Source organism: Paenibacillus sp. 4624 (genome assembly GCF_050435065.1).
Lineage (GTDB): Bacteria > Bacillota > Bacilli > Paenibacillales > Paenibacillaceae > Paenibacillus > Paenibacillus amylolyticus_D.
This window is the reverse complement of record NZ_JBNDJR010000008.1, coordinates 132,801-156,672: the sequence shown is the minus strand read 5'-3', so window position 1 is coordinate 156,672 and position 23,872 is coordinate 132,801. Positions and strand designations below refer to the sequence as shown.

Sequence of the window (23,872 nt, the reverse complement as noted above, 5' to 3'; positions counted from 1 at the left end):
CTGTTACCTCCCCAGTGGAATATTATTCTTCGCCATTTGTTTCAACGCTGCTGTAATAATCAATTGCTGCTCCATGCTATGCACAAGCTGGTAACCGCTAGAAGGACTTGCATGCTCCGGACGGCCTTCATATCTCACGGTAGTGCCTTCAGGCGCGATCTCACGAAGACGAGGCTCCATATATGTCCATGCACCCATGTTTTTGTTCTCTTCCTGCACCCATACCAGCTCTTTTAATTGGCTGAAACGTACGAGTACACGTTTGATCTCTTCCGCTGGGAACGGATAGAGTTGCTCGACACGAATAATGTGAAGCCAGGAATAATCGCCCTTCTCCTTCTCAATCGCATCTTCCAGATCAATAGCAACTTTACCACTGCACAAAATAATGCGTTCCACCCGATCCGGTTTTGTACCTAAACCTGGTTGCTCCAGCACAAGTTCGAATTTACCTTCACTAAACTCCACGGCTGGTGACGCAACACGCGGATTACGAATCAAGCTTTTTGGTGACATCATCACAAGTGGTCGTGCATCTTCTGTCTCGGTTAAGGAAGCTTGACGACGCAACAGGTGGAAGTACTGTGAAGCACTCGACAGATTAACCACTGTCATATTGTCTTCCGCACACAATTGCAGGAAACGTTCCAGGCGTGCGCTAGTATGTTCTGGCCCTTGGCCTTCGTTAGCGTGTGGGAGTAACATAACCAGACTCGATTTTTGAGACCATTTTGCACGCCCTGCTGATACGAACTGGTCAAAAATGACCTGTGCACAGTTTGCAAAATCACCGAATTGTGCTTCCCAGATTACGAGTGTATCTGGTGAGTACACATTGTACCCATATTCAAATCCAACGACAGACTCTTCTGACAGTGGGCTGTTATAGATTGCAAACGATGCTTTTGCTTGTGGCAGATGGTGCAACGGACAGAATTTATCTCCATTCGTAGCATCATGCAGTACAAGGTTACGATGAGCAAAGGTTGCACGCTCCGCATCTTGACCACTGATACGGATCGGCTTGCCGTCTGCCAATATCGTTGCAAATGCCAGTGTTTCGGCAAGGCTCCAGTCTACTTTTTCCCCTTCATTCAGAGCTGTACTCCGGCGTTGCAAAATCCGTTGCAATTTTGGATATACATTGAACGTCTCTGGCCATTTCAGAAGATCAGCATTAATGCTGCGCAGTTGCTCCAAAGGCACCGCTGTTGGCGTAATTGTGACTGCCTCAGACTCGCTGATGTTGCGCTGGTAGTATTCATGCACTTCATTTTTCTTCATCTGATCATAGGCTTCTTTTAAGCGATCCGCTACGGCATTACGTACACTCGCGATGAAGGCATCATCAATGACGGACTCTTTCTTGAGCATATCCTGATACAGATGACTAACTGTTGGGTGATTCTTCACTTTGTCATACACGAGCGGCTGTGTCGTTTCAGGATCATCCGTTTCGTTATGACCGTAACGACGATATCCGATAAGGTCAATCAGGAAATCCTTCTTGAAACGGTTGCGATACTCCGCTGCCATGCGGATCGCCGCAATACAAGCCTCAGGGTTATCTGCGTTGACATGTACAATCGGAATTTCATAACCTTTGGCAAGGTCACTTGCATAATAAGTTGAACGCGAGTCACTGCTGTCCGTAGTGAAACCAAGACGGTTGTTCACGATGATGTGAATCGTTCCGCCATTTTGGTATCCTGGCAATGCTTTGAAATTAAGCGTTTCGGCCACAATACCTTCTCCCGGGAATGCCGCATCCCCGTGCATAAGAATGGTCGCTGCCTTCGTTACATCCTGCTTCGGATAACCTGGTTCACGGCGATCATCCTGAGCTGCACGTGCAAAACCTTGCACAACCGGATTGACGTACTCTAGATGGCTAGGGTTGTTGGCGAGTGTCAGGCGAGCCTGTACAGTCTCCCCGTCTTTCACAAAACGGTTCGCGCCCATATGGTATTTGACATCCCCCGTCCAACCATAATTGATCCCAGTTGAACCTTCTGATGGAACCAAGTCTTTGTTCGGGGCATGATGGAATTCAGAGAAAATTTTGCTATAAGGTTTGCCCAGGACATGAGCGAGCACGTTCAGACGTCCGCGGTGAGCCATCCCCATCAGAATATGACTGGAGCCTGCTTCCGTCATAAGGCGGACCGCTTCATCCAGCATAGGAACAAGAACATCGTTCCCCTCAATCGAGAAACGTTTCTGTCCAACAAACGTTTTGTGCAGGAAATCTTCAAATTGTTCAGCTTCAACCAAACGTTCCAGCAATGCTGTACGTTCTTGTTGCGTAAGCGGGGCCGGGGATGTGCGGGATTCCGCGCGACGATTCAGCCACTCGCGTTCTTGTACTTCATGCACATGGCTGAATTCGTAAGCGATCGGACCTGTATAGATTTGACGAAGACGTTGAATTGCATCCCAGCCAGTCGTTGTCTGACCGTCTGCACCTTCCCAGATCAGGGAAGCAGGCAGTGCTTTCAAATCTTCCTCATTTAATTGAAAATGCTTCGGTTCCAGCAAAGACGTATCTGTTGCTTCACTGATTCCAAGTGGATCAATATCTGCAGCCAGATGGCCATACGTACGGATGTTCCATACAAGTTTGCCTGCTGTAACCGCTTTCTGCAATAGTTGAATATCTACATTTCCAGAAGCAGCTTGACCATTCCCGCTATTCGAAAGAGTCTCTGCACCCTTGCCAGACATCGGCGGTGCTCCCCATTGCTCGAACAATTCACGATAGGCCGGTGTCACTGCACCCGGATCTTGGGTGAATAATTCATACTGTTCTTGTACGTATCCCATATTGGGACCATAGTAACTCTCCCAGGGTTTCATGTTGCCTTTCTCGATCGTCATCGACGTTCCCTCCGTCTTGATTTTGTCATAGGGTTTGACGGAAATCATTGAATAAGCTGTAATTCGCGTTCGTTCAACATTTTAAGCGAAATTTTTCATGAAGTCCAATCATCGTGCTGTTCGTGGTAATAACGTTGTTCCGACGCTCCCGTCAAAGGTTTGTCTGCGTTTTCAAAACCAAAGTAATACAATGATTAGTTCTACCGTCGCACAGATGTCGAATAATGTCCTGATCCGTTCGAAGGTTATACGTTCTTCCCCGTTTCCAAAGAAGTTCGTGTTCTAATCTCTATTCTATAAACTTTTACGCTCAGGAGCATTTCCTATTTTTAGCTCAATTGATGCATAAATTAGATGAATCGAATAATCGGTGCAATTCAGGGCAAGCCAGGAACGCTGGATTCGGCCAAATCCAGATCTGATGTCCGTATATACCTCCTTAATAAGAATTGTGGTCCATTCTGTCCAAAAACAAACCGTCCATTTAAACATTAACCAATTCAAATGTCATTCAACAAGAAATTGGATTTTCCAGAATGGAGCCTGACAATATACAACATAGAATAAAGCCGCTCGAATGCAAATCCCGGCGGCTTCCTGACTGACTGTCCTGCTTGTCCTGTCTGTCCTATCTTTCCTTCTGGGAAAGATTCATCATATAATTTGCAAAGGGCGTTAATTGCAAATCCTTCACTTGCTTTAATGTAAACCATGCTGCTCCCAGCGAGTCTTCACCATCAGGATTTATTTTGATGAGTTCCAACGGATTGCTCTGTCCGATAATAACATCGTATAGAATACCGATATGATGTACTTGCTCGGGTTCACCTCGGTACTCCCAATTCACAACAACGGATTGTGAAGAACGAATGGACCATTGCAAAGGAATGATCCCTGTCTCCTCTTCGAACTCTCGTTTCAATGCAGTTTCCGGCGGCTCCCCGAATTCCATTCTTCCGCCAGGCAGATCCCATTTTCCGTAGTATGGCCCACGAGCTTTCTGGATCAGCAGATAGAATTGTTCCCACACAGCCAGCCCATATACACCAACATGCGTATGCGTGTTCACATTTACGCCCTACCCTTCCCTTACTTCGATAATTTCAGCTTGTTCACTTATGTTCTAGTTCTACTTCTTCTCCTCATCTGCTATGTCATTCAGGTCAACGGCCAGACGAATCATATCCACACAGCGAATGCCGTCCTCAATGATCTCTTCCTCATAATGTCTCACAAAAAAATCACGGTCCACGCCGGTTATCCGAAATCCACAGCGCTGGTACAACTTCAATTGATGAAAGCTGGAATTGCCCGTTCCGATCTCCAATATACGACAACCTAGCCTTCTTGCGGCCTCCATAGCTTCCTTAATCATGTGTTTGCCAACACCCTGTCCTTGCAGTTCCTCCTGCACCGCGATGTTCACAATCTCTGCTGTCTCCGGACGAGTCTTGAGTAATACAAACTCTCCTACCATCTCTCCTTCATACTCCGCTATAAAACAAACACCTCTGCTGAGATATTCGTCTACAATCGTTTTTGAAGGATCCGCCATCAGTAAAAGTTCATACGGTTTTTCTTCATCCCAGTCCAATATTCGGAACGACAAGTTCATGTCAATCCCCACCTCTTCGCATCCAAATTATTCTTTCCATGTCTTTTGCAGAAGCCCTATGTATGGCAAATCTACAAATTACTCGTTATGAAGTTCTAAGGTCCCTCTGAAGTACCTGATGTTGCTACTGTTTCTGCTGTCCTGAAATCTATGTTAGTCGTTCTGTTTGTTGTCTATGTGTCCTGCTTGATTGGAGTAATGGCGAATGGACATCCCCGTTGACCTCTGCATTCCTTGTTTTTCATAAAATGTCTGGACATCCGGATCACACAAGAGATCGATCATATATAGCCCCTGTAGACGCTGAAGCATGCGCTGTGTGAGTTCACTTCCGATCCCTCGACCCTTATACTCCGGCAGTACTTCCAGCAAAGGAATATATGCACTAAGCACTCCATCCGAGATAGCTTGAATAAAACCGACAACGTTCCCTGTTCGCTCATCGATAGCAAGTTCAATCGCATACGACTGCTCTAGCAATTTCAGAAATGTTGAAGGTGATGGCGGGTTCGGCCAACCGTCAAAGAACCCTCCACTTAGTTGCTCACTATCCATTCCAGTCAGCTTATCTCGAAATACGATTCCCATCGCTTGCACCTCCAAAACAAAGTAAATTCCATTATATCATAATATTTGGAACTAAATATATAGATATGGATACGATGTGATCATTCCTATTCACTCAGGCTCAAATGCTCATGAATCAATTTCCAAGCTCCTTCCTGGCCTTTTACAAATACATTTGTAGCTCTTCCTTGCCCTGAAGCCAAATGCCCACGAACGTATCCTTCCCAGTGATAGGTATAAGTGCATACCGCCTGTCGCTCATCTACGGCAATCCAATGCACATCCTCTGCACGATAGACCTCTTCCTTCACCGTATCCCAGGCATGTTCGAAGTAATTCTGAATCTCATCCAAGGTTGTACAAGAAGTACCTGTAAACCAATAGATTGCATTCGGCGCAAGCAACTTGCTCACTTCGTCAAACTGATGCGTGTTCGTTGCTTCTATGTACGCTCTCAGCGTTTCCTCGTGTCCCATAGCCCTCATCCTCATTCCTTCTGTATTATGTATCCGTGTTCTCTTCTCTCATGGTCACGGTCTAATCACTATATGTCTTGAACGTCTCCTGCAGGGTTCGTCCGCTCGACTTCTCCCAGACCACACTTCGTTCAAATGTACCTGAGTTAAAAAAACGCGGGAACCGCTCTGCAAACCAGTCTTGCATCGGCAATTCCAATGCCTGTCTCAAGGGCACCCATACCAACTCCCCCTCGGGCGGGTCGGTAAGAAGTTCTCCTTCATATGAAGTTATCAGATAGTTAAACACCATGTATCTTAACCCTTGCTCAGGATCACAAAACTCATCCAGCCCTTTGTACTTAATTTGCCTCGCCCAAAGTCCTGTCTCTTCACGGACTTCACGGATGGCCCCGTCCACGATACTTTCGGGGAACTCCACTTTTCCGCCAGGAGCAATGTACCCCGGGAATCCTTTATGATTCGGTCGATTCATCAGCAAAACCTGATCGCTAACCGGGTTCCACACCATACTCATCGTGTAAATCTCAACCTGATAATTCATGTTCATCCTCCCCTGCTACGCTTTTCTCACGTTTTACTACATTTCTGGAGATTATGCGTTTATTCCTGCTAGACTTTGTTCCACATCAAAGACGGACGCCCGTAATACCAGATGCCCGCCTTGAATTACATAAATATGTGGTTTTTCGTTAATTAGGGGTACGCTTAACTTAGGATACAGCTGTAATCCATATTCGGCGTTTCTTCCAGTTTGCCCGGCGATATGCCTGTAACATTCCGAATTTGCGGATGCTGGCCTTGGGTAACACTTTGTAAGACATCGTCACTTCAAACTCCTCATCAAATGGAAAAAAGGATAACGCAACCTTCTCACCTGATACCCACTCGACTTGGATATTGGAACTTGGACAGGTGTCGAAGCCACAGCCGAGCCCTTCTGAAAAAAAATCATAACGTGCTGTAGGTGTACCTGGCTCTTCCATACATAAAAAGAGACTAAGCTGGTCACAGAACAACATGATCTCTACATCGTTTTTCAGCCGCTCTTCCAGTTCTGAAGCATTAACGCCTAATTCTTTCTTCCAGCTCTCCTGCTGTAGCTGCTCTTCTTGCAAATACTGCCTGATGTCATCATCATCCTCAGGATTTGCCCCCAGTGTTTTTTGAAACAACTCTGTATACATCAGGCTACACAGTAAACCCGCATAAGGATTCTGCTGCCTTACTTCTTCGATTCCCTTGCGGTAAAACACAAATCGCGGTCTCAGCGGGAAATCACGAAAGGAGTAAGGAATTTGACTATAATCGTTCCATAAAGGAGCAGCATCCAGATCAATCCAGCCCCGGTCATGCTCCTTCGCCGCGAGAATCAGGTCATCCCGATGCGAGCCTTGGGGAAGCCACTCCCTCTTCCAATGTGCAGCCATATCTCCAGCAACCATTCCATGCTCGTGCTGTGCGGTCAAAACAAAATCATGCTCTCTCTCATATACGATCATTTGCTGTCACCCTTCCGCATGGTTTACGTTTACATTTACGTTGACTTTAACATAATTTGGGTTACACTTTCTTATAAGCTGCCTTCCACCCTACAGTTTAGCTACCTTATCCCCGTATTTATAACATTTCGGATTAAACGAGCATGTAAAGGTGTTGTCAGTTCGCTGAAATTTGGTACACTAATGATTGTGTCTTGATTACATTACATACAGAAAGCGGGATCTCATGAATTTATACTCACCTTACATCGAGTTTAACCGCAAAGAATGGGCCGGACTCAAAGAACATCAGGTCACTCTTACGCTGACAGAAGCTGAATTGGAACAATTAAAGGGCTTGAACGAAGAAGTATCCATTCAGGAAGTTGAGGATGTTTATTTACCACTAACCCACTTCATTGACCTATATGCAAGAGCATCGAGAGAGCTTGATCGCCTAACGGCCTCTTTTATGAAAAAAGAAACTCTTCACTCCCCCTATATTATCGGGATTGGGGGCAGTGTTGCCGTGGGGAAAAGCACAGCTGCACGCTTGCTCCAGGCGTTGCTTGCCAGAGGCAAAAACAAACCCAAGGTCGATCTGGTCACCACGGACGGCTTTTTATATCCCAATGCGGTGCTGCAAGAAAAAGGGATCATGAACCGCAAAGGTTTTCCTGAAAGTTATGATATTAAATCACTCATTAAGTTCATGGGCGATGTGAAATCAGGCAAGCCTGAGGTACAAGCACCGGTCTATTCACATCTGGCCTATGACGTAATCCAGGGTGAAGAGAAAACGATCTGCCAGCCGGATATTCTGATAATTGAAGGCATCAACGTATTGCAAGTGAAACGGGAGACTCCATTACTTGTAAGTGATTTCTTTGACTTTTCCATCTACATCGATGCAGAGGAAGAACATATTCGTCACTGGTACGTCGAACGTTTCAAGTTGCTCCGTCAGACCGCTTTTCAGAGTAAGGATTCCTTCTTCCATCAGCGGTTTGCCAATATTAACGAAGAGGAAACCATTGAGACAGCCAATCAGATTTGGCAAGACATTAACGCGAAAAATCTGCATGAAAACATTTTGCCGACCAAAGGACGTGCACGGTTAATTCTGAAAAAAGAAGCCGATCACTCCATTCAGCAGATTCAATTGCGCAAGTTGTAACCCATAACCACGGCAACCTTTTTAGCCATGGGATAGATATACTGCTTATTACCCGTCAGATGCACTGTTATTACCCTATTAAAGGAGAGAAAATGATATGCAAACCCTCGTGGTTCTCGGCAGCATTATGATGTTTCTGGCCGTTGCACTGGGTGCCTTCGGGGCACATGCGCTCAAACGCAAGTTATCCGCTGACATGATCAAAATCTATGAGACCGGTGTCCAGTATCATATCGCTCACGGACTCGGCATCATCCTGCTTGGACTGTTCGCAGACAGGTTAACCTCATCATCCCTTGTCATGACCTCGGGATGGCTCTTGTTTGCCGGGATCATCCTGTTCTCAGGAAGCCTCTATACACTGAGTGTTACAGGTGTGCGCAAGTGGGGAGCCGTCACACCCATAGGTGGTGTAGCCTTCCTTGCCGGCTGGATTACATTGCTGTTCGCAGCTCTTTAAGAAAAGGAAACGCGTAACAAAAATATGGAGTGTCCTGGTTGCAAGAACATGTCGTGCCGGGACGCTCTTTTTTATTTAATCCAGCCACAGTCTGGAAATAGCGGGCTGCTTCCCCTCCTCATATACCTCTTCACTTGTAGACTCCTGCTCCCGTTTTAGAACATATACATCAGGATTGGAAAGTTTGGCCCACTCCGAGTAACCAAAAGAGGGATCATAATAACGAATAATTAAGGACAACAGGTTGCCATGCGTCACAACGGCTCCATGACGCTCCGGTCTGAGCCAACATTCATTCAGCAGCGCCAAAGCTCTGGCAACTGCGACTCTGGAAGATTCTCCGCCCTCTGCTGCCCAATCTTCATCCTCATATGTACGTTTCAGCACATCCATCCAGTCTGGCAGATCCCTTGTACTCAGCACTCTTTCCTGCAAGCGCTCATCGGTATGAATGTGCTGCTCTATCGCTGCACCCAAAGGCATTGCAGTCTGTAAGGCTCTTTTCCATGGACTGGATACGATATAAGAAATTCCTTGACCGGACAATACATCTGCCAATTTTTCAGCCTGTCTGCATCCCTCATCCGTCAGACTTGCGTGTGGCTCCTGTCCTTCGGCTTTTGCGTGACGAATCAGGTAAATCGACTCCATTACCGACACCTCCGATAGTCCAGTCTACAGTACGTTTTCGCTTAGATATTGAAGTGCAGCACGCATCTTATTATGATCTTCCATTCGACCCGATGAACTGGAAAAGGATACGTTCCCTGCCTGCACCTGCCCCGTGTTCCCAGCTTGTTGCTGTGTGCCAAGCTCAAGTCGCTGACTCAAATGATTTACCGTACCTGCGCTACCATCTACAATCCGGATATGATCTGGTAACAACCTGCGCAGAATAGTTGTATAGAACGGGTAATGCGTACAGCCCATAACTATCGTACCGTACTGTTCCAGATCCAGGCCGGCTAGCTTGGAGCGGAAGTATGCTGTTATTTTGACCGGATCAAACTCCAGTTGCTCACACCACTCTACCAGTTCAGGCAGCGCAAGGGAATCGACACGATGCTCATCATCAACGCGAGAGACCAATTCGTTATACTTCGCTTGACTCAGTGTCAAAGCCGTAGCAAACACAAGCACCCGCTTGCCGTTGTCCCTATTCATCTCGACGGCTGGTTTGACTGCCGGTTCCATACCGATAATAGGAATGTCATACATGGAACGCAGATCATTCACTGCCAAGCTGGTTGCCGTATTACACGCAATCACAATTGCATCTACTTGTTCCCGTACAATCGCCTCCACGCAAGCGAAAATATAACGACGAACCTCGTCCGCCGGCTTGGTTCCATAAGGGACATGTAGTGTATCTGCGTAATATATATAGGATTCTTCTGGAAACTGTTGCAAAGCGGTATGCAGTACCGTTAATCCACCGATACCTGAATCAAAAAAAGCAATCTTCTTCGTCAAAGCTGTCACCTCTATAACGTATTCTTTCGGTTCTGAGGAACCGTCCTTTTACTTCTCATGCTGACTGGAGGTGAAGGTTATGTTAATCGGATTGATCTACTGCGATCATGTTATATTGCCTCAGCCAGTCTTTACCACTGTCCCAGTCTTGCACTGGATTGTCTTCTCCCAACAGTTCAGCACTGGCCCGAGCCATGATCCACTCTTTCAGCCCATTGTCGCCGCTGGATTCCAGCTGATCTAACAAGAAATTCAGACCTTCTGATCCCGTTTGTAGAATAGCTTCATATACGTCCCGATGGCCTGCAATATAATCATTCGGGTTGCTGCTGGCAGCCAGAACAGGTTCGTTGACCATCGTATTCAAACTTTGTTCAATCGTTTCCGCTGCGGAACGGTTATCCGCTGTAACTGTACATGCAGATAAGGCTAAAGCTGTGCATAAGGAAAGTAAGCTCGTCATAAGCCATTTACGTTTCATTACAGCCCCCTCTAAAAAAGGTTCCCTTCAAATAAAGACTTTCCTTGTACCATCCAGTATCGTTCCTTCTCAGGAACCATATCCAAAAAGTCCTTGTAACTCCCGATCCAGCCATCCGGCATGTAATGCTCAAAGGAGGCAGGCTCCGGGAACATCGAGAAGAATAGCCGCTTGTCAAAATCGACAAGAAAGGACGGCACATACTTAAACCATTCGTCACCCGTAGGATCGGTTTCCCGAAAATGATGAAGCTCGCTCCTCAGTTCAATTGCGGTTACCTGCTCCTCCTGAATCGCCTGTAAAAAAGCAGATGCCGTCTCCTCATTCAACACCTGAATGCCAAACCGTTCTTCCATCTCTATATTTAAAAACCAATACTCCCGTTCGGTGACGTACCAGCGCCACACGCCCTGAAACCAAACGCCAACAATGGTATTCTCAGCATAGACAGGTTCTGTTTTCATCGCTCTATCTCCTGGCGCAAATTCTTTCCCTGCTTCGCCTCATCGGTAATACATGCCGCAGAGCTGTCATCATAATTATACTCGTCCCGATCAATACGGATATGCGCTTCCATGACATATTGAAAGTCTTTTTGTAAGAATGAACGAATCATGCGGTTTGCTCTCCTATGCCATCCAACGATGAAGCAGCTTTTCCCCTTCACTTCTCCGGCCAGCAGCCTGTTGCTCCAGAAATTCGGGAACTTCTCGTAGTTCAGTTGGACGATATCCAGCTCCGCACCCACAATTATGATAGGTAACACCATGCTGATATAACGTCATGACTTTGGTCCACTGTTTGATATCCGTTTGCTTGGGTGCTTGAAAATCATGCCCCATATTCACCATGACCTCTGCACATTGCGGACATTTATGTTCAAGTCGTGCTGCGGTTTCCTTGCTTAAATCATACGGTGATACTTGTTTGTAAGACTTACGGCAGTTAAAGCATGCATATATTTCTTTATACGGTCCAGATATGGCATATCGGCACATCTTCATCAAGCCTCCTTGTCATTTTCCATTATACGGGTTTTTATACACGGTTACGAATCTACTTTTACCATCACTGGCACATGGCCTCTTTCCAAGCCAAGCCCAAATCCGCCACAGAAGTGAACCGCTGGAAACGATCCGGATTTACTGCACGAAGGGCGATTTCATATAATGCCTCTCCAGCATCCCAACGTTCACGGGAACGATCGAGTTCTCCGCCAAGCAGGGCAAAGGCCATAGCGCCCATGTTAAAAACATTCGTGACCGCATCAATCGATGCACCAAGCTCAAATTCCTCCGGAGACATAAAACGGGATGAACCCCACATTCGTCCCATCGTATTCGTGAATGCACCTGCACGGTATAGATCAATATCACAGATGTGAATCTCTTCCGCTCCAAAATCATAAATCAAACTGCCGTCGTAGAAGTCTACAGCCACATACCCTTTGCGCTCCGCTTCAATATGAAAGTCCAGAATGCGCTCCATGGCTTGGATTCGCGTCTGTACCTGAAGTTGTCTGAACTGGACATAAGGTGATCGCGGATCTTCGTACTTGGCTGGAGGCGGGAAAGACCAGTGCGAATGCAAACACTCTCCCTCCACCCAATCGAACACACAAGCGTAACCGTCGTCTGTGGCAAAATGGTCTATTAATCGAATTAATCGGTCATGCGCCAGCTCTTCATAGATCAAGACAGAAGACTGCAAATGACGTATCGCTTCCGCCGTGCTTATCATATCATTGGCCTGAAGAGTACGTGCTCCCGCATACTTCACAAATTGCTTTTGACCGTCCTTCCGTACCAAGCCGAATGAAATATTGCCAGAGTCCTGTTGATCAAATACACGGAAGACAGTCCCTAGCGGAGTTAACCAGTCGAAGGCATGTTTTTCTTTTAATATAAACGAAACACCATCTACTTCATGAACAACCTGATCGGTCATAGAACTCCTCCTCTTGCCTTTAAATTAGATATTTTCATCTACACTTTTGTTGTAAAAATACGTCATATGCGCCTCATCATATCCTTGGCCGTTCACTTCCAGTGCATTGCGTTCGATGCCGTAGGTTTCAAATCCATACCGCTCATACAACCGTTTTGCTGAAACATTTGTCGTCACTACACTCAGATTAATCTGCTTGATATTCTCCAGATGTTTCCCCCGTTCTAGAACCTCGGATAACAACCGGGAAGCTAGTCCATTCCCCCGATGAGCTGGTGATACATAGACACCCCAGATGAATCCTTTGTGCCTGAGCTTTAGACCGTATTCTCTTTTGAAACCCATCATGCCCGCAAGCATGCCATCAGGCGTGAACGCCCCAAGAATATAATCATCAGGCTCATTATGTATTCGCTCTTTTACCTCACTAACGGACAACTGGCTGGACAACTCGTAGGAAGCGCCAAAGGCTTCGGGATGCGTCCGTAGTGCTTCAAGCCGCAGAGGCCAATATAGATCCGATTCGTCCCGTTGAATATTACGCAGCATATACCTCTCTTTGAAAGCATCTGAACTCATCCCTCATCCACTCCTTTCTATGTCAAGAAATATCAGGTCATCCACAGTACAAACACTTTCTTCCTCTGAACGCCCTTATTTCAGTTTATCCGTTCTGCTTCGCCTACCGATCTCGGCTCTGGTTCTGACTGTGGCGCCGATCACGGTCACGCTCCATCGCTTCCTGGACCCGGTCACGGGCCGGGAGTTTGCTGTTGATATGCAGGAGTAGCCCTGTAATGATAATGAGCAGCGCAACGACAATCACCTCAAACATTAGATCAGACCTCCATTTCCACTTGGAAAAGATGATGATTCTGCCTCGTGTATGATCACATGATCACGTACTCCTGACTATCGAAGACCGCGGGCAATCAGCCATTCCAGCCATTTCCATGGCAACAGCGCTTTTCCAATAATGAGCATCCGTGAACCTTTGCCCAGTGCATAGCGCAGCCTTGGTGCACGCATTCGTGCAATGCGCCCGATCAGATCAGCGACCTCCTGCGGGTCAGGTGCAGTCTCACTGGCGTGTTTTGAATACCGTAGAACTGCATCCAGCTTATGTTTATAAGCCGAATCCTCATTCCGGTGAATCTCGCCCAGACCTTTGTTCCAGATGGGCGTGCGATACGCTCCAGGCTCCACGAGCACCACCCGTATGCCAAATGAAGACATCTCATGGCGCAGACTTTCCGAGAAGCCTTCCACGGCAAATTTCGAGGCAGCGTATGGGGCATATCCCGGAAAACCGGATAGGCCGCTTACGCTCGAAAGATTAACAATCAGCCCGCGTTTCTGTCCACGCATGACAGGCAGAATTGCTCGTGTCACCGCGATAAGCCCGAACAGGTTCGTTTCCATCTGGCGTCTCCAGTCCTCCATTGACACTTCCTCAATAAATCCACCTACAGCAAAACCCGCATTGTTCACCAGCACATCGATTTGTCCATATTGCTGTAACACCGTATCCACAGCGGTTTGAACAGAATCCGAATCTGTCACATCAAGCTGTACATAATCAATCCGCTCGGTCACTCCTGCTTCCTCGGCTCGGTTCGCAAGTTCTCCCTTGCGATTTAGATCTCGCATTGTGGCCATAACACGATACCCTTCCTTGGCAAGAGTGATGGCAGTCAGCATACCAAAACCGCTGGAGGTACCTGTAATCAGAGCTACAGGAGATTGTTCACTCGGCTTGCCTGATCTGGTTACATTTGCATGAGCTGTTTGAAGTGCTTCCGTTGTTTTTTCCGCTCCTGATGTAGTCCTGCCATCCACAGGGTTTGGCGAATCCTCTCCTATTTTATAAGCCCACACGGTCACTTTATCACCTACTTTCATGATCTTTTAACCAGTACATGCAAACTCTGCATTGAACCTCAATTAATCCAACCGTCTCTCCACCCGCCTCATCTTCGTTATCCCTGCTTCAAACGTATACGGCACAAATTGAACCTCGGGCAGCACACATTGCAGTCGACCTGCCAATTTCCCCAACTCTTGCAACACAGCGGCCTGCGCCCGCTCCTGATCGGTATCCTCACTGACCTGCATTGACACCTCCAGTATTCCACTGCCACGCTGCACGACGCGATAATGCTCAATAGCTGGCGAAGCCGCGATGACCGCACGACTGATGAAATCCGGAAAGACCGAAACAGCCTCACCCTCATATTTATGCGAAAAATAAAGCGTATCATCACAGCGGCCTTCAATCCGCTCAATGGCGGTAAACAATGAACCACACGCGCACCGCTCTGCCGCTTCGGTTAATATATCATTCAGCCGATACCGGATGATCGGCTGTGACGTTCGGGAGAAGTCTGTAATCACAGGCACGAACCTCCGGGTGGCAGGATCAAGGTATTCTTTTTCAATATACACAATATCTTCATTCAGATGTATCGTCCCGTGCTCGCAAGTCGCCCCCAAGAAACCTTCTGTACACTGGTACACCTGATGAACGGTCTGTCCGAAAACACGCTCCAGCACGTTACGATCCAGCGGATCAAGCACCTCGGCTACAGCAATAATTTTGTCTGGCACATGGGTTAAACGTCCCATTATATAAGCATCAGCCAGCATACGAAGCATGGAGGGCGGAGCGACCCATACCGTGGGTTGGTATTCTTCCATGCGCTCAACGAGGACATCCACATGCTCCAGCAGGTCAAAATACTGAAATTGCAGTTTGCCGCGTTTCACCGATTCATACAGATTGCTATTCGCTCTTAAGAAGAACGCGATCTTCGCGGGTTTACATAGCCCGCCTGGTAACAGTTTCGCCAGCACTGTGCCCGTCCACGCATCCTGCTCCCGATTACTCACCAGAAAAATGCCACGGTTACCCGATGTGCCGGAAGATAGTCCTACCGTGACACCTTGAATGGAAGACTGTTTGAAATTACGGGTATCCTCACTTTCGCCAGCGAGGACCAGCGCCTCTTCCTTCGTAATACCTACCGTGTTCAACGTGTCGAAATGCTGCATCATCACCGTTTTATCGATCTGCGGGAACTGTCTCCACTCGGTTGCGTTCAAGCCTCCCCACCACTTTTGATAAAATGGAGACCGTGCCCGAATCCGCTCCACATGCCGAATGATTCGGCGTTCCTGCCACTGTTCCAGCTGTGCCCTCGTACGCCATCTGCGCAAACCACGTGCAAGTGCATAATGAGTAACAATACGAACCGGATTGCTCATCGTTCCGTTCCCCCTGTGCCCCATGCGCTCAGCGCCTCTTGGCAATGACTCGGCACGATGCGAAGCACAGGGAACTGTTGATGCAGGTGAACCAGCTTGTCAAAGTTCTGTCTGTACTCCTGCCGATCTGACATAATGATGCCTGCCAGTGCATGAGGTCTGCGCTGTTCACGGAAAGCACGGCTCGACCATACTGCATCTGCACATAAAAAATATTCATGCTGCTCTGTCCGCAGCAACAATCCCATCATGCCTTCTGCATGACCCGATACATCTACGCCAAGCAAGCTGCCATCTCCAAAAAGATCGTATACCTCTTCCCAAGGAAACCCTGCTGGGGCTTCAATCCCTGTAGTCTTCCTCATGTCCGTCCATCGCTTGGCAGGGTCGTTCACGGGCAGTGACCGCTGGATAAAGTCATCAGGTAGCAGCCCAGCCAGAAAACCAGCCTTCACCGCCGCAATCGAACCAAGAGAGCGAACCGCATCATAGGCTCTCGGCAAATAAATAAACCGAGCCTCCGGGAAGTCCTTGGCACCTGCAATGTGATCCCCGTGAAAATGCGAAAGAATAACATAACGGACATCTGATGGCACCAGCCCGTTCCGCTTCAGAAAATAAACGGCACTGTCTTCTTCCCGAAATACAACGGGCGTGATATGGCGATATAATGCATTTGGCAGTCGAGCGGTCTCTTCAAAAAAACGGGAACTGTACCCCGTGTCCAGTAGGATCGGGCCATGATCGGGATGGAGAATACAAGCGAAGCCTGCCGGAAAATGAACCGGACGGAAGCTTCCTCCCCGTAACGTAAGGAACTCCGGATGAGTACAGAAACCTGCTGCACCTAAATATAATTTTACTGGCTTCGTTGTTAACATTTTTCACTCCTCCACCAATCTGTAAATTGCTGCAGACCCGCTTCAATGGACACCCGCGGTACATATCCTAGCTGCGCCTTGGCATCGGTAATGTCCAACGTTTGCGGCACACCCAAAGATCCAACGGTGTATCTGGTCAGTAACGGTTCTCCCAGAGCAGGGATGAATCGATGCACACCTTCCAGCACACTGGCCACTCCATAGGCTGTTTTATAAGGAATATTCAAACGCCGCAAGGGCATGTCTAACATGTCAAAAAGAGTCCCTACCAGCTCTGCAAACGGCCTTGGGTCTGCGTTCGAAATATTGTAGGCTCTCCCAAGTGCATCATCAGAAGCATCACTGCACAATAACAGCGCATCCACCACATTATCTACGCACGTCAGATCAATCAGTGCCTGTCCACCTTCAATCATCGGTACTCCCCGTTTGGCATTCGCTGCAACAATCCGCGGGAAAAGCGTTTGGTCATACGGACCAAAAATGGCACGCGGGCGAATCATAATCGATGGCAATCCGTTACGATGTGCCTCCATCACAATGTCTTCAGCAATACGTTTGGTAGCCGCATAATGATTGGCCGGTTTAGCCGGCAGCAGGTCATGTTCATGGACTTCATAACGCGGTATGTAGTTAAAATAAATACTCGGCGTGGAAACATGCACGAACCGCTGCACCTGATGGCGTAGAGAACAATCAATCAGATTTTGTGTTCCCTGCACATTACTGCTGTAGAAATCCTGATATTTCCCCCAGGGTGAGGATAAGGCTGCGCAGTGGAACACAACATCCTGATTTGCACATGCTGCATCTACAATCTGGACATCCCGAATATCACCCTTGATAAAGCAAACTCCACCCGCTTCAAGCAGGCTGCCTATCTCATGCTGTCGCCCCATACCCGTCACTTCCCAGCCTTCTGCTGCAAGCCTTATCGCCAGGTGTCTGCCCAGGCAGCCTGTAGCCCCGGTCACTAATGCTCTCTTCATCGTTGTTCACCGTTCCATTCTATGTCATGAGTCAATGCTTCCGTCAACATAATCTGCTGTAAACGTGCAAGACGCCAGGCTGCAAGTACGACCGCAAATTGTTCAAAAAAAGGCCGCCGATCCTGCCGCACATACACCACATCCCTGGCACCCCGCCAAGCCGTCCTCCAAGCTCGCAGGCTACCTCTGCTGCTTTGAATCTGCCGGATACCACTTCCCAGCATGGGCAGTGCTAACATCGCTTTATCGTCACCTGACTGCGGTGTCACTTCGATTCCTTCGCCTAGCATCACTTCAGGTTCAAGCAATGCTCGCACCAAGCCATTACCAGGATGAAACAGATGAATGCCACTGGTTGCCCTCGGGTTACACTCAATCGCATACACCTGACCCGTCACATCTTCGATAAAATCAAATCCAATCTGTCCGCTGAAACCCGCCGCCCACACAAAGTGTTCTACCCATGCGCGTGTGCCTTCATGCTGCACCTGTTCAAAAAAACACTCGCGCCTACGTTGCCCGTACGATATCGGCTGTCGTAGGCGGCATGCGCGACTATATGGCCTTCATGTACTACACTGTAGGTGCACAGTCCTCGTCCATGGATGTACTGCTGTGCCACCCAAGGCGAGGCAGGAGATAACGTGTCTTCGCCCGGTGGATCGTGGTGCAGAGAGTTAAGCTTCTCGGGAGCGGAAATCTGCGGCCGATGTAGTTCTTCCGTCCTCCGATTGACATTCTTATTCTCATCCTTATTGATGACGATGTTGGACCCTTCGAGTCTTGGCATACGCACCTTGGCAGCAAATCGGGAATAGACTGGTTTCCAGACCCAATCTCCCTTTAAAACATGTTGCTTCTCCAGCCACTCCTGCGGAGTTTGAATCAGATGTGTATCTGGAACCGAAAGCCCCATAGACTTGGCAAGCATATTAAAATCATACTTATGATGCAGGACATGCAGCTGCTCCAAACTGGAAACAAGAACACGACAATGCTGTCGCAAGCGTTCAGCCCCAGCAGCCACATAAAACACTTCTTCACACATCGGGATCAACACATCGATCTGCCATATCTTAACCCAATGTTCCAGTGCTGACAGGTACTCCTGCGTATGATGACGCGGCGATGGAACAAGTACGCATTGCTCCACCGCACTAGACGTTCTGCACAGATGGCGTTCCATACTCTCCGCAATAAATACAAGGTGACCTGACCGATGCAACATACGCGCCAAATCCAGCGTAACCGGAGCCCTTCCTCCGGTAAGGAGTACCCTGTACGTCTGACCTGCTTGTCCTTGAAGCACACGTTGGTCACGTCGTGCAAATTCAGTAGTCAAAGATGAGTCCTCCCAAAGACAGACCAGCCGCCGTTCCGATCATCAATACCCGATCACCACGCTCTATTCGTTGCTGACGAATCGCCTCATGCAATCCCATCGGAATGGAGGCCGCAATCGTATTACCATGACCTCGTGTAATATCCATGAACCGTTCTGCGGGAATCCCCAGCTTCTTGCGAATCAGGCGCATCGCCATTGCACTGCCCTGATGAGGAATGACCAGGGAGAAATCCTCCATTTGATTACCGGAAGCTTGAAGCATCTCATCCATAAAACCGGGTAACAGCTTGGACGCCATGCGAAAAATCGCCTGTCCATCCATATGAAAAAGGAATGGATCTGGATGTGCCACATCATACCGGGCCGCATGCTGCCGTGTGCCTCCGCCTGCAATCTCCGAAAACCGTGCACCGCGGCTATAGGTTCGCAGAGATGCATGAACGATCTGTGACCCGGATTCCACAGATGCTCGCTCAATGATGACTGCTGCCGCGCCATCACCAAACAAGGCAGCACTCTCAGGATCTTTCCAGTTCAATCCGGCTGAAGCGATCTCGGTGGCTACGAGTAATACACGCTGGTAACGTCCAGCGTCCACCATATAAGAGATGACGTCTAGTCCGTTCAGGAAACTGAGACAGGTCGCATCCATATCAAAAGCAGGTACACCTGATTCTTCCTGTCCCATGGCCTGCTGGATAAAGACGGCTGTACTTGGCAATGGCTGTTCTTTCGTACCGCTGGTGCATACCAAACAATCGATCTCATCAAAAGACAGCCCCGCATCGGCAAGAGCTGCTTCTGCCGCTCTTGCACCCATATAGGAAGAAGTCTCCTCGTCCGAAGCATAATAACGGTAGCCGACGCCCGTCGCTTTGCTGACCCAGCCTGCGGGTACATTTAATCGCTCATCCAACTCTTCATCCGTCACTTTCATCTGAGGCAGGTATTTCCCTGTACCTGCGATTCTTACTCTTCTAAGCTGCATATGCCAACCTCTTCTCTTTCATGCGTGTTATGTAAATTACGTGATATTACCCATTAAACGAATATAGCTGCAACTGAATAATACACCCTATTCAAAACATATTTGAAGTAACCTCATGATGAACTTGTATTATCATCTAAATGAACAGAAGGGCAGATTGCTCTGCCCTCCCATTCACATATTATCTATTCCTGCACATGCTGTTCACAGTCTGGATAGGTGGACATCTATGTCTGCTACCTGCTACCCGTTACTGGGCTTGAGGAGATCAGCGAGTGCCGCATCCAACGAAGCATAAGTGAACGTAAAACCTGCCTTTTCGATTCTGTCGGGAATAACCCAGCGGCTCTTGAGTACCAGTTCCGTTTCCGTGCGGATAAATATAGCTCCAAGCTCAAGCATCCAGCGCGGGGACGGAAGTCCAATACGTGCCCCCATCTGCTTCCTAAGGCTTGCCATCAGCTCACGATTAGTCACTGGATGAGGAGATGAAGCATTATAGACACCTTCCAGCTCCGAATGCTCCTGTACAAACATCACCATGCGGAACAAGTCCTCCATATGAATCCAGCTAAATTTTTGGGTTCCTGCTCCCTGGGCTCCACCCAGGCCAAATCGAACCAGATTCGTCAGCGGTTCCATCACCCCGCCTTCCCCAAGCACAATCGCAATGCGTAATGCAATTTGACGTGTAGACGGCAACTCAACTCCGAAGAATGCCTTCTCCCATGCCTTGGCGACCTCCACAGAGAAACCCGAGCCAACCTCTCCATCTTGTTCCGTCATTGGACGATCTTCCGCATGTCTATAGATGGTTGCCGTACTGGAGTTAATCCACAATTCGGGCGGATGCACACATGATAATACTGCTTCACCGAGAATGTGTGTGGTTTCAGTTCTGGAATCCAAAATGATTTTACGATTCTCATCTGTATAACGGCAATTCACCGATTTACCAGCCAGATTTATCAGCATCTCCGCGCCTTCAAGTGCTTCAATGATGGCTGCACGATCTTCCCAAGAGATGTGTCCAGACTGGCGTGAGATGACCAGCACATCGTATCCCAGCTTTTTAAACCGGACTGTAAAATCCTGACCGACAAATCCCGTTCCACCAGCAAGTACAACCTTTTTCACGGTATCCCCTCATTTCCGCAGATGGATCATGCCATCTATGCAGTGCATTCATATCAGACTAAACAACATGGAAGACCGTTTCGTTTGATATTGATTCCATTTGAATGTGGAGAGACGCCCATCGGAGCTTAAAAAGCTCCACTTCCATTCGAACCGTCCGCTCAGACTGCTTCTTGCACGCCAATCGCTGTATATAACCTACTTCGCTCTTCGTTCGCCCAAGCATTCGATGCATCCTGCTCTAGTCGAACCTGTAGTTCATCATGAAAATCATGAATCATATACCCTTCGGGGAGTTCACCCAATATGGATGCAAAATCATACTCAGGCAAAGTTCGCCGCCCTTCGCCAATTTCTTTTAGCCAATTCATCCAGTCTTGCAGTGTAAGTACACCTTCCTGCCACAACTCAGCCTGCAGACCAAGCACATCCTGCAGTTGCTCATATGCGAGTACATCCGTGAATTGGCGGCAAGCCATGATGCCCAGTTCGTACAATTCGATTGCAGCACGACGGATATCATGTGTCAGCTCCACTTCCAGCCCTTCAAGGTAATCCTGAACCTGAATATGCTGACCATCATCATACAGTAAAGGCGCATGGGCGAGCATGCGAATAATGTCTTGCAACTCATTTGATGAGATGATATTTTGCTCCTCTAGAGCAGGTAATTGATAAGCTGTAATGATCATTCACTCCTGTTTCGGTCATCTATTGTTGACCTATAGTATAACACGCTTTTCTTCGTTGAATTTGGCATTCAGAAGAAGAATCCTCTGAAGATACAAAGGAAGAATCGAGGTTCTCACACACGGCGCTTGACTAACTACTACACGTTGTAGTAGTTTATATGTACTACGTAGTGTAGTAATAAAAATGTCGTTATGGACGCATAACGTTGTAAAGGAGTGCTTCTTTGGTGCACCAAACTCAAAAATGGTCCGAAACCGAGTTGGAACTGATGGAGGCGATCTGGTCTTGTACTCCTCCGGTCACTTCTTCCGAACTGTTAGACATGTTTAAGGAAAAGGGAAAAGCGTGGAAGGCACAGACCATTTCGACGTTCCTATCCAGACTCGTGGATAAAGGAGCGCTCACTGTTACAAGACAGGGCCGAACCAACTACTATGAGCCTCTTTTACTGCCAGAAGACTACAAACTTCAGAAAACCAAAACAGTACTCGACGGCCTCTATCAAGGCTCGGTTAAAAATCTCGTTTCAGCTATGTATGACGGGGATAAGCTTTCAGAAGAAGACATTGCCGAACTAAAACAATGGCTGTCGGAAAAGTAGGTGGCGCACATGAATCTTTTTATTGATCTGCTAGTAACGTTGACGGTGGCCGGAAGCATTGCTGCAGCTTGCATTCTTGCCTTGCGCTTTTTGTCTGTCCATCTTTTCCCCGCTTCCTGGCGTTACGGGCTGAGTAAAATGGCTTTCGTTTTTTATGTACTGCCCCTATCGTTCGGAATGACATGGTTCTCCAGCCTGTTTCAAGCTTCAAACCAAAACCTTGAACAATCTGACTTCTTGCATGGCATGCTTGGAGGAGTGCTTACCCCAGAATGGACGATATCTTCTGCGTCGGCCTATATTTTGCTCAGTGCTTGGGGTTCGGGTGTTCTCGTATATTCAACGTGGCAGATCTATTGTTACTGCAAATTCACGCATGCGTTGAAACGTACACAAACCGAGGTAAAAGAAAATAGTGAGGCCGCCTTACTGCTCCCCATCATGAAAGAAAAGCTAGGTATTCACCAGCATGTCAACCTGGCATATAGTCCAATGTTACGAAGTCCCGTACTGGTCGGTTTAACTAAACCTACGATTTATTTACCTCAAGCGGGTACAACTTACTTGAATATGAGTCTCGTCTATCATCATGAATTAACTCACCTTAAACATAAAGACCTGTGGATCAAGGCACTCACTCTAGCGGTCAGCGCTTTGCACTGGTTCAATCCTCTTGTTCACCTCCTTCGCCAAGAGATTCACACATGGAGTGAATTTTCTTGTGATGAAAAGGTTGTCCAGGATATGTCCATTGAAGATCGCAAGCGTTATGGTGAAACCATTTTAAACGTCACCGCAGGAGCGCGAAGCTTGCCTGTGCAATTTTGCTCATCCCTTTCAGGGGAGGGAAAACAATTAAAAAGGAGACTTACGATGGTGTTTGATGTCAAAAAAATGAAAAAGAAACATTGGATCATAACGATCGCATCCGTATGTTTAATTGCTGTAGCAAGTACGTCTACAGCTGTATGGGCATCGAGCCATATGCCCAAAGTAGAGCGAGGGGCCACTGAAGCCGTAATTGTACCTGACTACTCCAGAGAGACTGCCAGTCGAGCCACTGAACCTAGTGCTTCTACACCTCGAGAGGAAGTCTCTGGAGCCGTAACTGTACCTGACAACTCCAGGGCGGCTACCGTTCCAGCGGCTGAATCCAGAGCCACTTCTCCTCGGGATGAGGTCTCTGAGGCTACAATTGCACCTGACAGCTCCAGGGCGGCTACCGTTCCAGCGGCTGAATCCAGAACCACTTCTCCTCGGGATAAGGTCTCTGAGGCCACAATTGCACCTGACAACTCCAGGGCGGCTACCGTTCCAGCGGCCGAGTCCAGAGCAACTGAGCTTAGAGCTTCTAGCGATACTGCAGAAAAATGAGTCTTGTCCACCCATATTTAATGTAGTGCTCACCATAAAAAGCAAA

At 47.8% G+C, this 23,872-nt stretch carries 29 protein-coding genes; 4 read left to right on the top strand and 25 right to left on the bottom strand.

Annotated elements, in window-relative coordinates; genetic code table 11:
• Window positions 1-3: 3 nt before the first annotated feature.
• The 7 genes from ABIE27_RS19100 to ABIE27_RS19070 form a co-directional block, all read right to left on the bottom strand.
• Window positions 4-2,877, bottom strand: coding sequence for a 2-oxoglutarate dehydrogenase E1 component (locus ABIE27_RS19100; protein ID WP_123065103.1), 2,874 nt, complete (start codon window positions 2,875-2,877; stop codon window positions 4-6).
• Window positions 2,878-3,505: 628 nt separating this feature from the next.
• A complete protein-coding gene (locus tag ABIE27_RS19095) occupies window positions 3,506-3,946 on the bottom strand; it encodes an NUDIX domain-containing protein (protein ID WP_123065104.1) in 441 nt (146 codons plus the stop codon).
• A gap of 60 nt (window positions 3,947-4,006) precedes the next feature.
• On the bottom strand, window positions 4,007-4,492 hold the full coding sequence (locus ABIE27_RS19090; protein WP_123065105.1) for a GNAT family N-acetyltransferase: 486 nt from the start codon (window positions 4,490-4,492) through the stop codon (window positions 4,007-4,009).
• Window positions 4,493-4,645: 153 nt separating this feature from the next.
• Entirely contained in the window at window positions 4,646-5,080 is a 435-nt protein-coding gene (locus ABIE27_RS19085) for a GNAT family N-acetyltransferase (RefSeq protein ID WP_123065106.1), read from the bottom strand.
• Window positions 5,081-5,166: 86 nt separating this feature from the next.
• On the bottom strand, window positions 5,167-5,535 hold the full coding sequence (locus ABIE27_RS19080) for a YybH family protein (protein WP_123065107.1): 369 nt from the start codon (window positions 5,533-5,535) through the stop codon (window positions 5,167-5,169).
• Between the two features lie 61 nt (window positions 5,536-5,596).
• Window positions 5,597-6,085: an 8-oxo-dGTP diphosphatase gene (locus ABIE27_RS19075; RefSeq protein ID WP_123065108.1), complete on the bottom strand. Its 489-nt coding sequence runs from the start codon at window positions 6,083-6,085 to the stop codon at window positions 5,597-5,599.
• A gap of 163 nt (window positions 6,086-6,248) precedes the next feature.
• The gene (locus tag ABIE27_RS19070; protein WP_123065109.1) at window positions 6,249-7,037 is read right to left on the bottom strand and encodes a DUF3891 family protein; all 789 of its coding nucleotides are present in this window, start codon (window positions 7,035-7,037) and stop codon (window positions 6,249-6,251) included.
• A 226-nt stretch (window positions 7,038-7,263) separates the two neighbouring features.
• Here ABIE27_RS19070 and coaA point away from each other — a divergent pair, with 226 nt between their 5' ends.
• Window positions 7,264-8,193, top strand: a complete 930-nt coding sequence (gene coaA, locus ABIE27_RS19065; RefSeq protein WP_123065110.1) for a type I pantothenate kinase — start codon at window positions 7,264-7,266, stop codon at window positions 8,191-8,193.
• A 97-nt stretch (window positions 8,194-8,290) separates the two neighbouring features.
• On the top strand, window positions 8,291-8,653 hold the full coding sequence (locus ABIE27_RS19060; RefSeq protein WP_123065111.1) for a DUF423 domain-containing protein: 363 nt from the start codon (window positions 8,291-8,293) through the stop codon (window positions 8,651-8,653).
• A 75-nt stretch (window positions 8,654-8,728) separates the two neighbouring features.
• Here the strand turns inward: ABIE27_RS19060 and ABIE27_RS19055 are convergent, their stop codons facing one another.
• The 18 genes from ABIE27_RS19055 to ABIE27_RS18970 all read right to left on the bottom strand — a co-directional run bounded on the left by ABIE27_RS19055 (window position 8,729) and on the right by ABIE27_RS18970 (window position 21,850).
• Entirely contained in the window at window positions 8,729-9,304 is a 576-nt protein-coding gene (locus ABIE27_RS19055) for a histidine phosphatase family protein (protein ID WP_123065112.1), read from the bottom strand.
• A gap of 24 nt (window positions 9,305-9,328) precedes the next feature.
• The gene (murI, locus tag ABIE27_RS19050; protein WP_123065113.1) at window positions 9,329-10,126 is read right to left on the bottom strand and encodes a glutamate racemase; all 798 of its coding nucleotides are present in this window, start codon (window positions 10,124-10,126) and stop codon (window positions 9,329-9,331) included.
• Window positions 10,127-10,208: 82 nt separating this feature from the next.
• Window positions 10,209-10,607, bottom strand: coding sequence for a hypothetical protein (locus tag ABIE27_RS19045; protein ID WP_123065114.1), 399 nt, complete (start codon window positions 10,605-10,607; stop codon window positions 10,209-10,211).
• 11 nt (window positions 10,608-10,618) lie between these two features.
• Window positions 10,619-11,071 carry a hypothetical protein gene (locus ABIE27_RS19040; RefSeq protein WP_123065115.1) on the bottom strand — a complete coding sequence of 151 codons (453 nt, stop codon included), beginning with the start codon at window positions 11,069-11,071 and terminating at the stop codon, window positions 10,619-10,621.
• On the bottom strand, window positions 11,068-11,223 hold the full coding sequence (locus ABIE27_RS19035; RefSeq protein ID WP_161556956.1) for a hypothetical protein: 156 nt from the start codon (window positions 11,221-11,223) through the stop codon (window positions 11,068-11,070). The genes ABIE27_RS19040 and ABIE27_RS19035 overlap by 4 nt, the downstream gene beginning before the upstream one ends.
• 13 nt (window positions 11,224-11,236) lie before the next feature.
• A complete protein-coding gene (locus ABIE27_RS19030) occupies window positions 11,237-11,605 on the bottom strand; it encodes a hypothetical protein (RefSeq protein ID WP_429351330.1) in 369 nt (122 codons plus the stop codon).
• Between the two features lie 70 nt (window positions 11,606-11,675).
• Window positions 11,676-12,554, bottom strand: coding sequence for a serine/threonine protein kinase (locus ABIE27_RS19025; protein WP_192895118.1), 879 nt, complete (start codon window positions 12,552-12,554; stop codon window positions 11,676-11,678).
• 24 nt (window positions 12,555-12,578) lie between these two features.
• Window positions 12,579-13,133 (bottom strand): GNAT family N-acetyltransferase, encoded by a 555-nt coding sequence (locus ABIE27_RS19020; RefSeq protein WP_123065117.1) that lies wholly within the window; start codon window positions 13,131-13,133, stop codon window positions 12,579-12,581.
• A 103-nt stretch (window positions 13,134-13,236) separates the two neighbouring features.
• Window positions 13,237-13,389 carry a hypothetical protein gene (locus tag ABIE27_RS19015; protein WP_192895119.1) on the bottom strand — a complete coding sequence of 51 codons (153 nt, stop codon included), beginning with the start codon at window positions 13,387-13,389 and terminating at the stop codon, window positions 13,237-13,239.
• Window positions 13,390-13,466: 77 nt separating this feature from the next.
• The gene (locus ABIE27_RS19010) at window positions 13,467-14,456 is read right to left on the bottom strand and encodes an SDR family oxidoreductase (protein ID WP_123065118.1); all 990 of its coding nucleotides are present in this window, start codon (window positions 14,454-14,456) and stop codon (window positions 13,467-13,469) included.
• Window positions 14,457-14,498: 42 nt separating this feature from the next.
• Window positions 14,499-15,818, bottom strand: coding sequence for a F390 synthetase-related protein (locus ABIE27_RS19005; protein ID WP_429351245.1), 1,320 nt, complete (start codon window positions 15,816-15,818; stop codon window positions 14,499-14,501).
• On the bottom strand, window positions 15,815-16,699 hold the full coding sequence (locus ABIE27_RS19000) for an MBL fold metallo-hydrolase (RefSeq protein ID WP_429351244.1): 885 nt from the start codon (window positions 16,697-16,699) through the stop codon (window positions 15,815-15,817). The genes ABIE27_RS19005 and ABIE27_RS19000 overlap by 4 nt, the downstream gene beginning before the upstream one ends.
• Window positions 16,693-17,688 (bottom strand): NAD-dependent epimerase/dehydratase family protein, encoded by a 996-nt coding sequence (locus ABIE27_RS18995; RefSeq protein WP_429351243.1) that lies wholly within the window; start codon window positions 17,686-17,688, stop codon window positions 16,693-16,695. Before ABIE27_RS18995 ends, ABIE27_RS19000 begins: the two co-directional genes overlap by 7 nt.
• Window positions 17,685-18,176 carry a hypothetical protein gene (locus ABIE27_RS18990; RefSeq protein ID WP_429351242.1) on the bottom strand — a complete coding sequence of 164 codons (492 nt, stop codon included), beginning with the start codon at window positions 18,174-18,176 and terminating at the stop codon, window positions 17,685-17,687. Before ABIE27_RS18990 ends, ABIE27_RS18995 begins: the two co-directional genes overlap by 4 nt.
• A complete protein-coding gene (locus tag ABIE27_RS18985) occupies window positions 18,146-19,030 on the bottom strand; it encodes a hypothetical protein (RefSeq protein WP_429351241.1) in 885 nt (294 codons plus the stop codon). The genes ABIE27_RS18990 and ABIE27_RS18985 overlap by 31 nt, the downstream gene beginning before the upstream one ends.
• The gene (locus ABIE27_RS18980; protein ID WP_123065122.1) at window positions 19,020-20,021 is read right to left on the bottom strand and encodes a beta-ketoacyl-ACP synthase III; all 1,002 of its coding nucleotides are present in this window, start codon (window positions 20,019-20,021) and stop codon (window positions 19,020-19,022) included. Before ABIE27_RS18980 ends, ABIE27_RS18985 begins: the two co-directional genes overlap by 11 nt.
• A 243-nt stretch (window positions 20,022-20,264) precedes the next feature.
• Window positions 20,265-21,158, bottom strand: a complete 894-nt coding sequence (locus ABIE27_RS18975) for a TIGR01777 family oxidoreductase (protein ID WP_123065123.1) — start codon at window positions 21,156-21,158, stop codon at window positions 20,265-20,267.
• A 161-nt stretch (window positions 21,159-21,319) separates the two neighbouring features.
• The gene (locus ABIE27_RS18970; RefSeq protein WP_123065124.1) at window positions 21,320-21,850 is read right to left on the bottom strand and encodes a hypothetical protein; all 531 of its coding nucleotides are present in this window, start codon (window positions 21,848-21,850) and stop codon (window positions 21,320-21,322) included.
• Between the two features lie 227 nt (window positions 21,851-22,077).
• Here ABIE27_RS18970 and ABIE27_RS18965 point away from each other — a divergent pair, with 227 nt between their 5' ends.
• Both ABIE27_RS18965 and ABIE27_RS18960 read left to right on the top strand, forming a co-directional pair.
• Window positions 22,078-22,452 carry a BlaI/MecI/CopY family transcriptional regulator gene (locus ABIE27_RS18965; RefSeq protein WP_123065125.1) on the top strand — a complete coding sequence of 125 codons (375 nt, stop codon included), beginning with the start codon at window positions 22,078-22,080 and terminating at the stop codon, window positions 22,450-22,452.
• A gap of 9 nt (window positions 22,453-22,461) precedes the next feature.
• Entirely contained in the window at window positions 22,462-23,826 is a 1,365-nt protein-coding gene (locus ABIE27_RS18960) for a M56 family metallopeptidase (protein WP_429351240.1), read from the top strand.
• The last annotated feature ends 46 nt before the right edge of the window (window positions 23,827-23,872 follow it).

Bases quoted from the DNA above. Each gene is read 5' to 3' on its own strand.
- ABIE27_RS19030 (WP_429351330.1), bottom strand. From the start codon at position 11,605: ATGTGCCGATATGCCATATCTGGACCGTATAAAGAAATATATGCATGC.
- ABIE27_RS19055 (WP_123065112.1), bottom strand. From the start codon at position 9,304: ATGGAGTCGATTTACCTGATTCGTCACGCAAAAGCCGAAGGACAGGAG.
- ABIE27_RS19005 (WP_429351245.1), bottom strand. From the start codon at position 15,818: ATGAGCAATCCGGTTCGTATTGTTACTCATTATGCACTTGCACGTGGT.
- ABIE27_RS18980 (WP_123065122.1), bottom strand. From the start codon at position 20,021: ATGCAGCTTAGAAGAGTAAGAATCGCAGGTACAGGGAAATACCTGCCT.
- ABIE27_RS19000 (WP_429351244.1), bottom strand. From the start codon at position 16,699: ATGTTAACAACGAAGCCAGTAAAATTATATTTAGGTGCAGCAGGTTTC.
- ABIE27_RS19060 (WP_123065111.1), top strand. From the start codon at position 8,291: ATGCAAACCCTCGTGGTTCTCGGCAGCATTATGATGTTTCTGGCCGTT.
- coaA (WP_123065110.1), top strand. From the start codon at position 7,264: ATGAATTTATACTCACCTTACATCGAGTTTAACCGCAAAGAATGGGCC.
- ABIE27_RS19090 (WP_123065105.1), bottom strand. From the start codon at position 4,492: ATGAACTTGTCGTTCCGAATATTGGACTGGGATGAAGAAAAACCGTAT.
- ABIE27_RS19020 (WP_123065117.1), bottom strand. From the start codon at position 13,133: ATGAGTTCAGATGCTTTCAAAGAGAGGTATATGCTGCGTAATATTCAA.
- ABIE27_RS19070 (WP_123065109.1), bottom strand. From the start codon at position 7,037: ATGATCGTATATGAGAGAGAGCATGATTTTGTTTTGACCGCACAGCAC.
- ABIE27_RS18960 (WP_429351240.1), top strand. From the start codon at position 22,462: ATGAATCTTTTTATTGATCTGCTAGTAACGTTGACGGTGGCCGGAAGC.
- ABIE27_RS19010 (WP_123065118.1), bottom strand. From the start codon at position 14,456: ATGAAAGTAGGTGATAAAGTGACCGTGTGGGCTTATAAAATAGGAGAG.
- ABIE27_RS19100 (WP_123065103.1), bottom strand. From the start codon at position 2,877: ATGACGATCGAGAAAGGCAACATGAAACCCTGGGAGAGTTACTATGGT.
- ABIE27_RS19045 (WP_123065114.1), bottom strand. From the start codon at position 10,607: ATGAAACGTAAATGGCTTATGACGAGCTTACTTTCCTTATGCACAGCT.
- ABIE27_RS19075 (WP_123065108.1), bottom strand. From the start codon at position 6,085: ATGAACATGAATTATCAGGTTGAGATTTACACGATGAGTATGGTGTGG.
- ABIE27_RS19035 (WP_161556956.1), bottom strand. From the start codon at position 11,223: ATGATTCGTTCATTCTTACAAAAAGACTTTCAATATGTCATGGAAGCG.
- ABIE27_RS18995 (WP_429351243.1), bottom strand. From the start codon at position 17,688: ATGAAGAGAGCATTAGTGACCGGGGCTACAGGCTGCCTGGGCAGACAC.
- ABIE27_RS19080 (WP_123065107.1), bottom strand. From the start codon at position 5,535: ATGGGACACGAGGAAACGCTGAGAGCGTACATAGAAGCAACGAACACG.
- ABIE27_RS19040 (WP_123065115.1), bottom strand. From the start codon at position 11,071: ATGAAAACAGAACCTGTCTATGCTGAGAATACCATTGTTGGCGTTTGG.
- ABIE27_RS19085 (WP_123065106.1), bottom strand. From the start codon at position 5,080: ATGGGAATCGTATTTCGAGATAAGCTGACTGGAATGGATAGTGAGCAA.
- ABIE27_RS19015 (WP_192895119.1), bottom strand. From the start codon at position 13,389: ATGTTTGAGGTGATTGTCGTTGCGCTGCTCATTATCATTACAGGGCTA.
- ABIE27_RS18970 (WP_123065124.1), bottom strand. From the start codon at position 21,850: ATGATCATTACAGCTTATCAATTACCTGCTCTAGAGGAGCAAAATATC.
- ABIE27_RS19025 (WP_192895118.1), bottom strand. From the start codon at position 12,554: ATGACCGATCAGGTTGTTCATGAAGTAGATGGTGTTTCGTTTATATTA.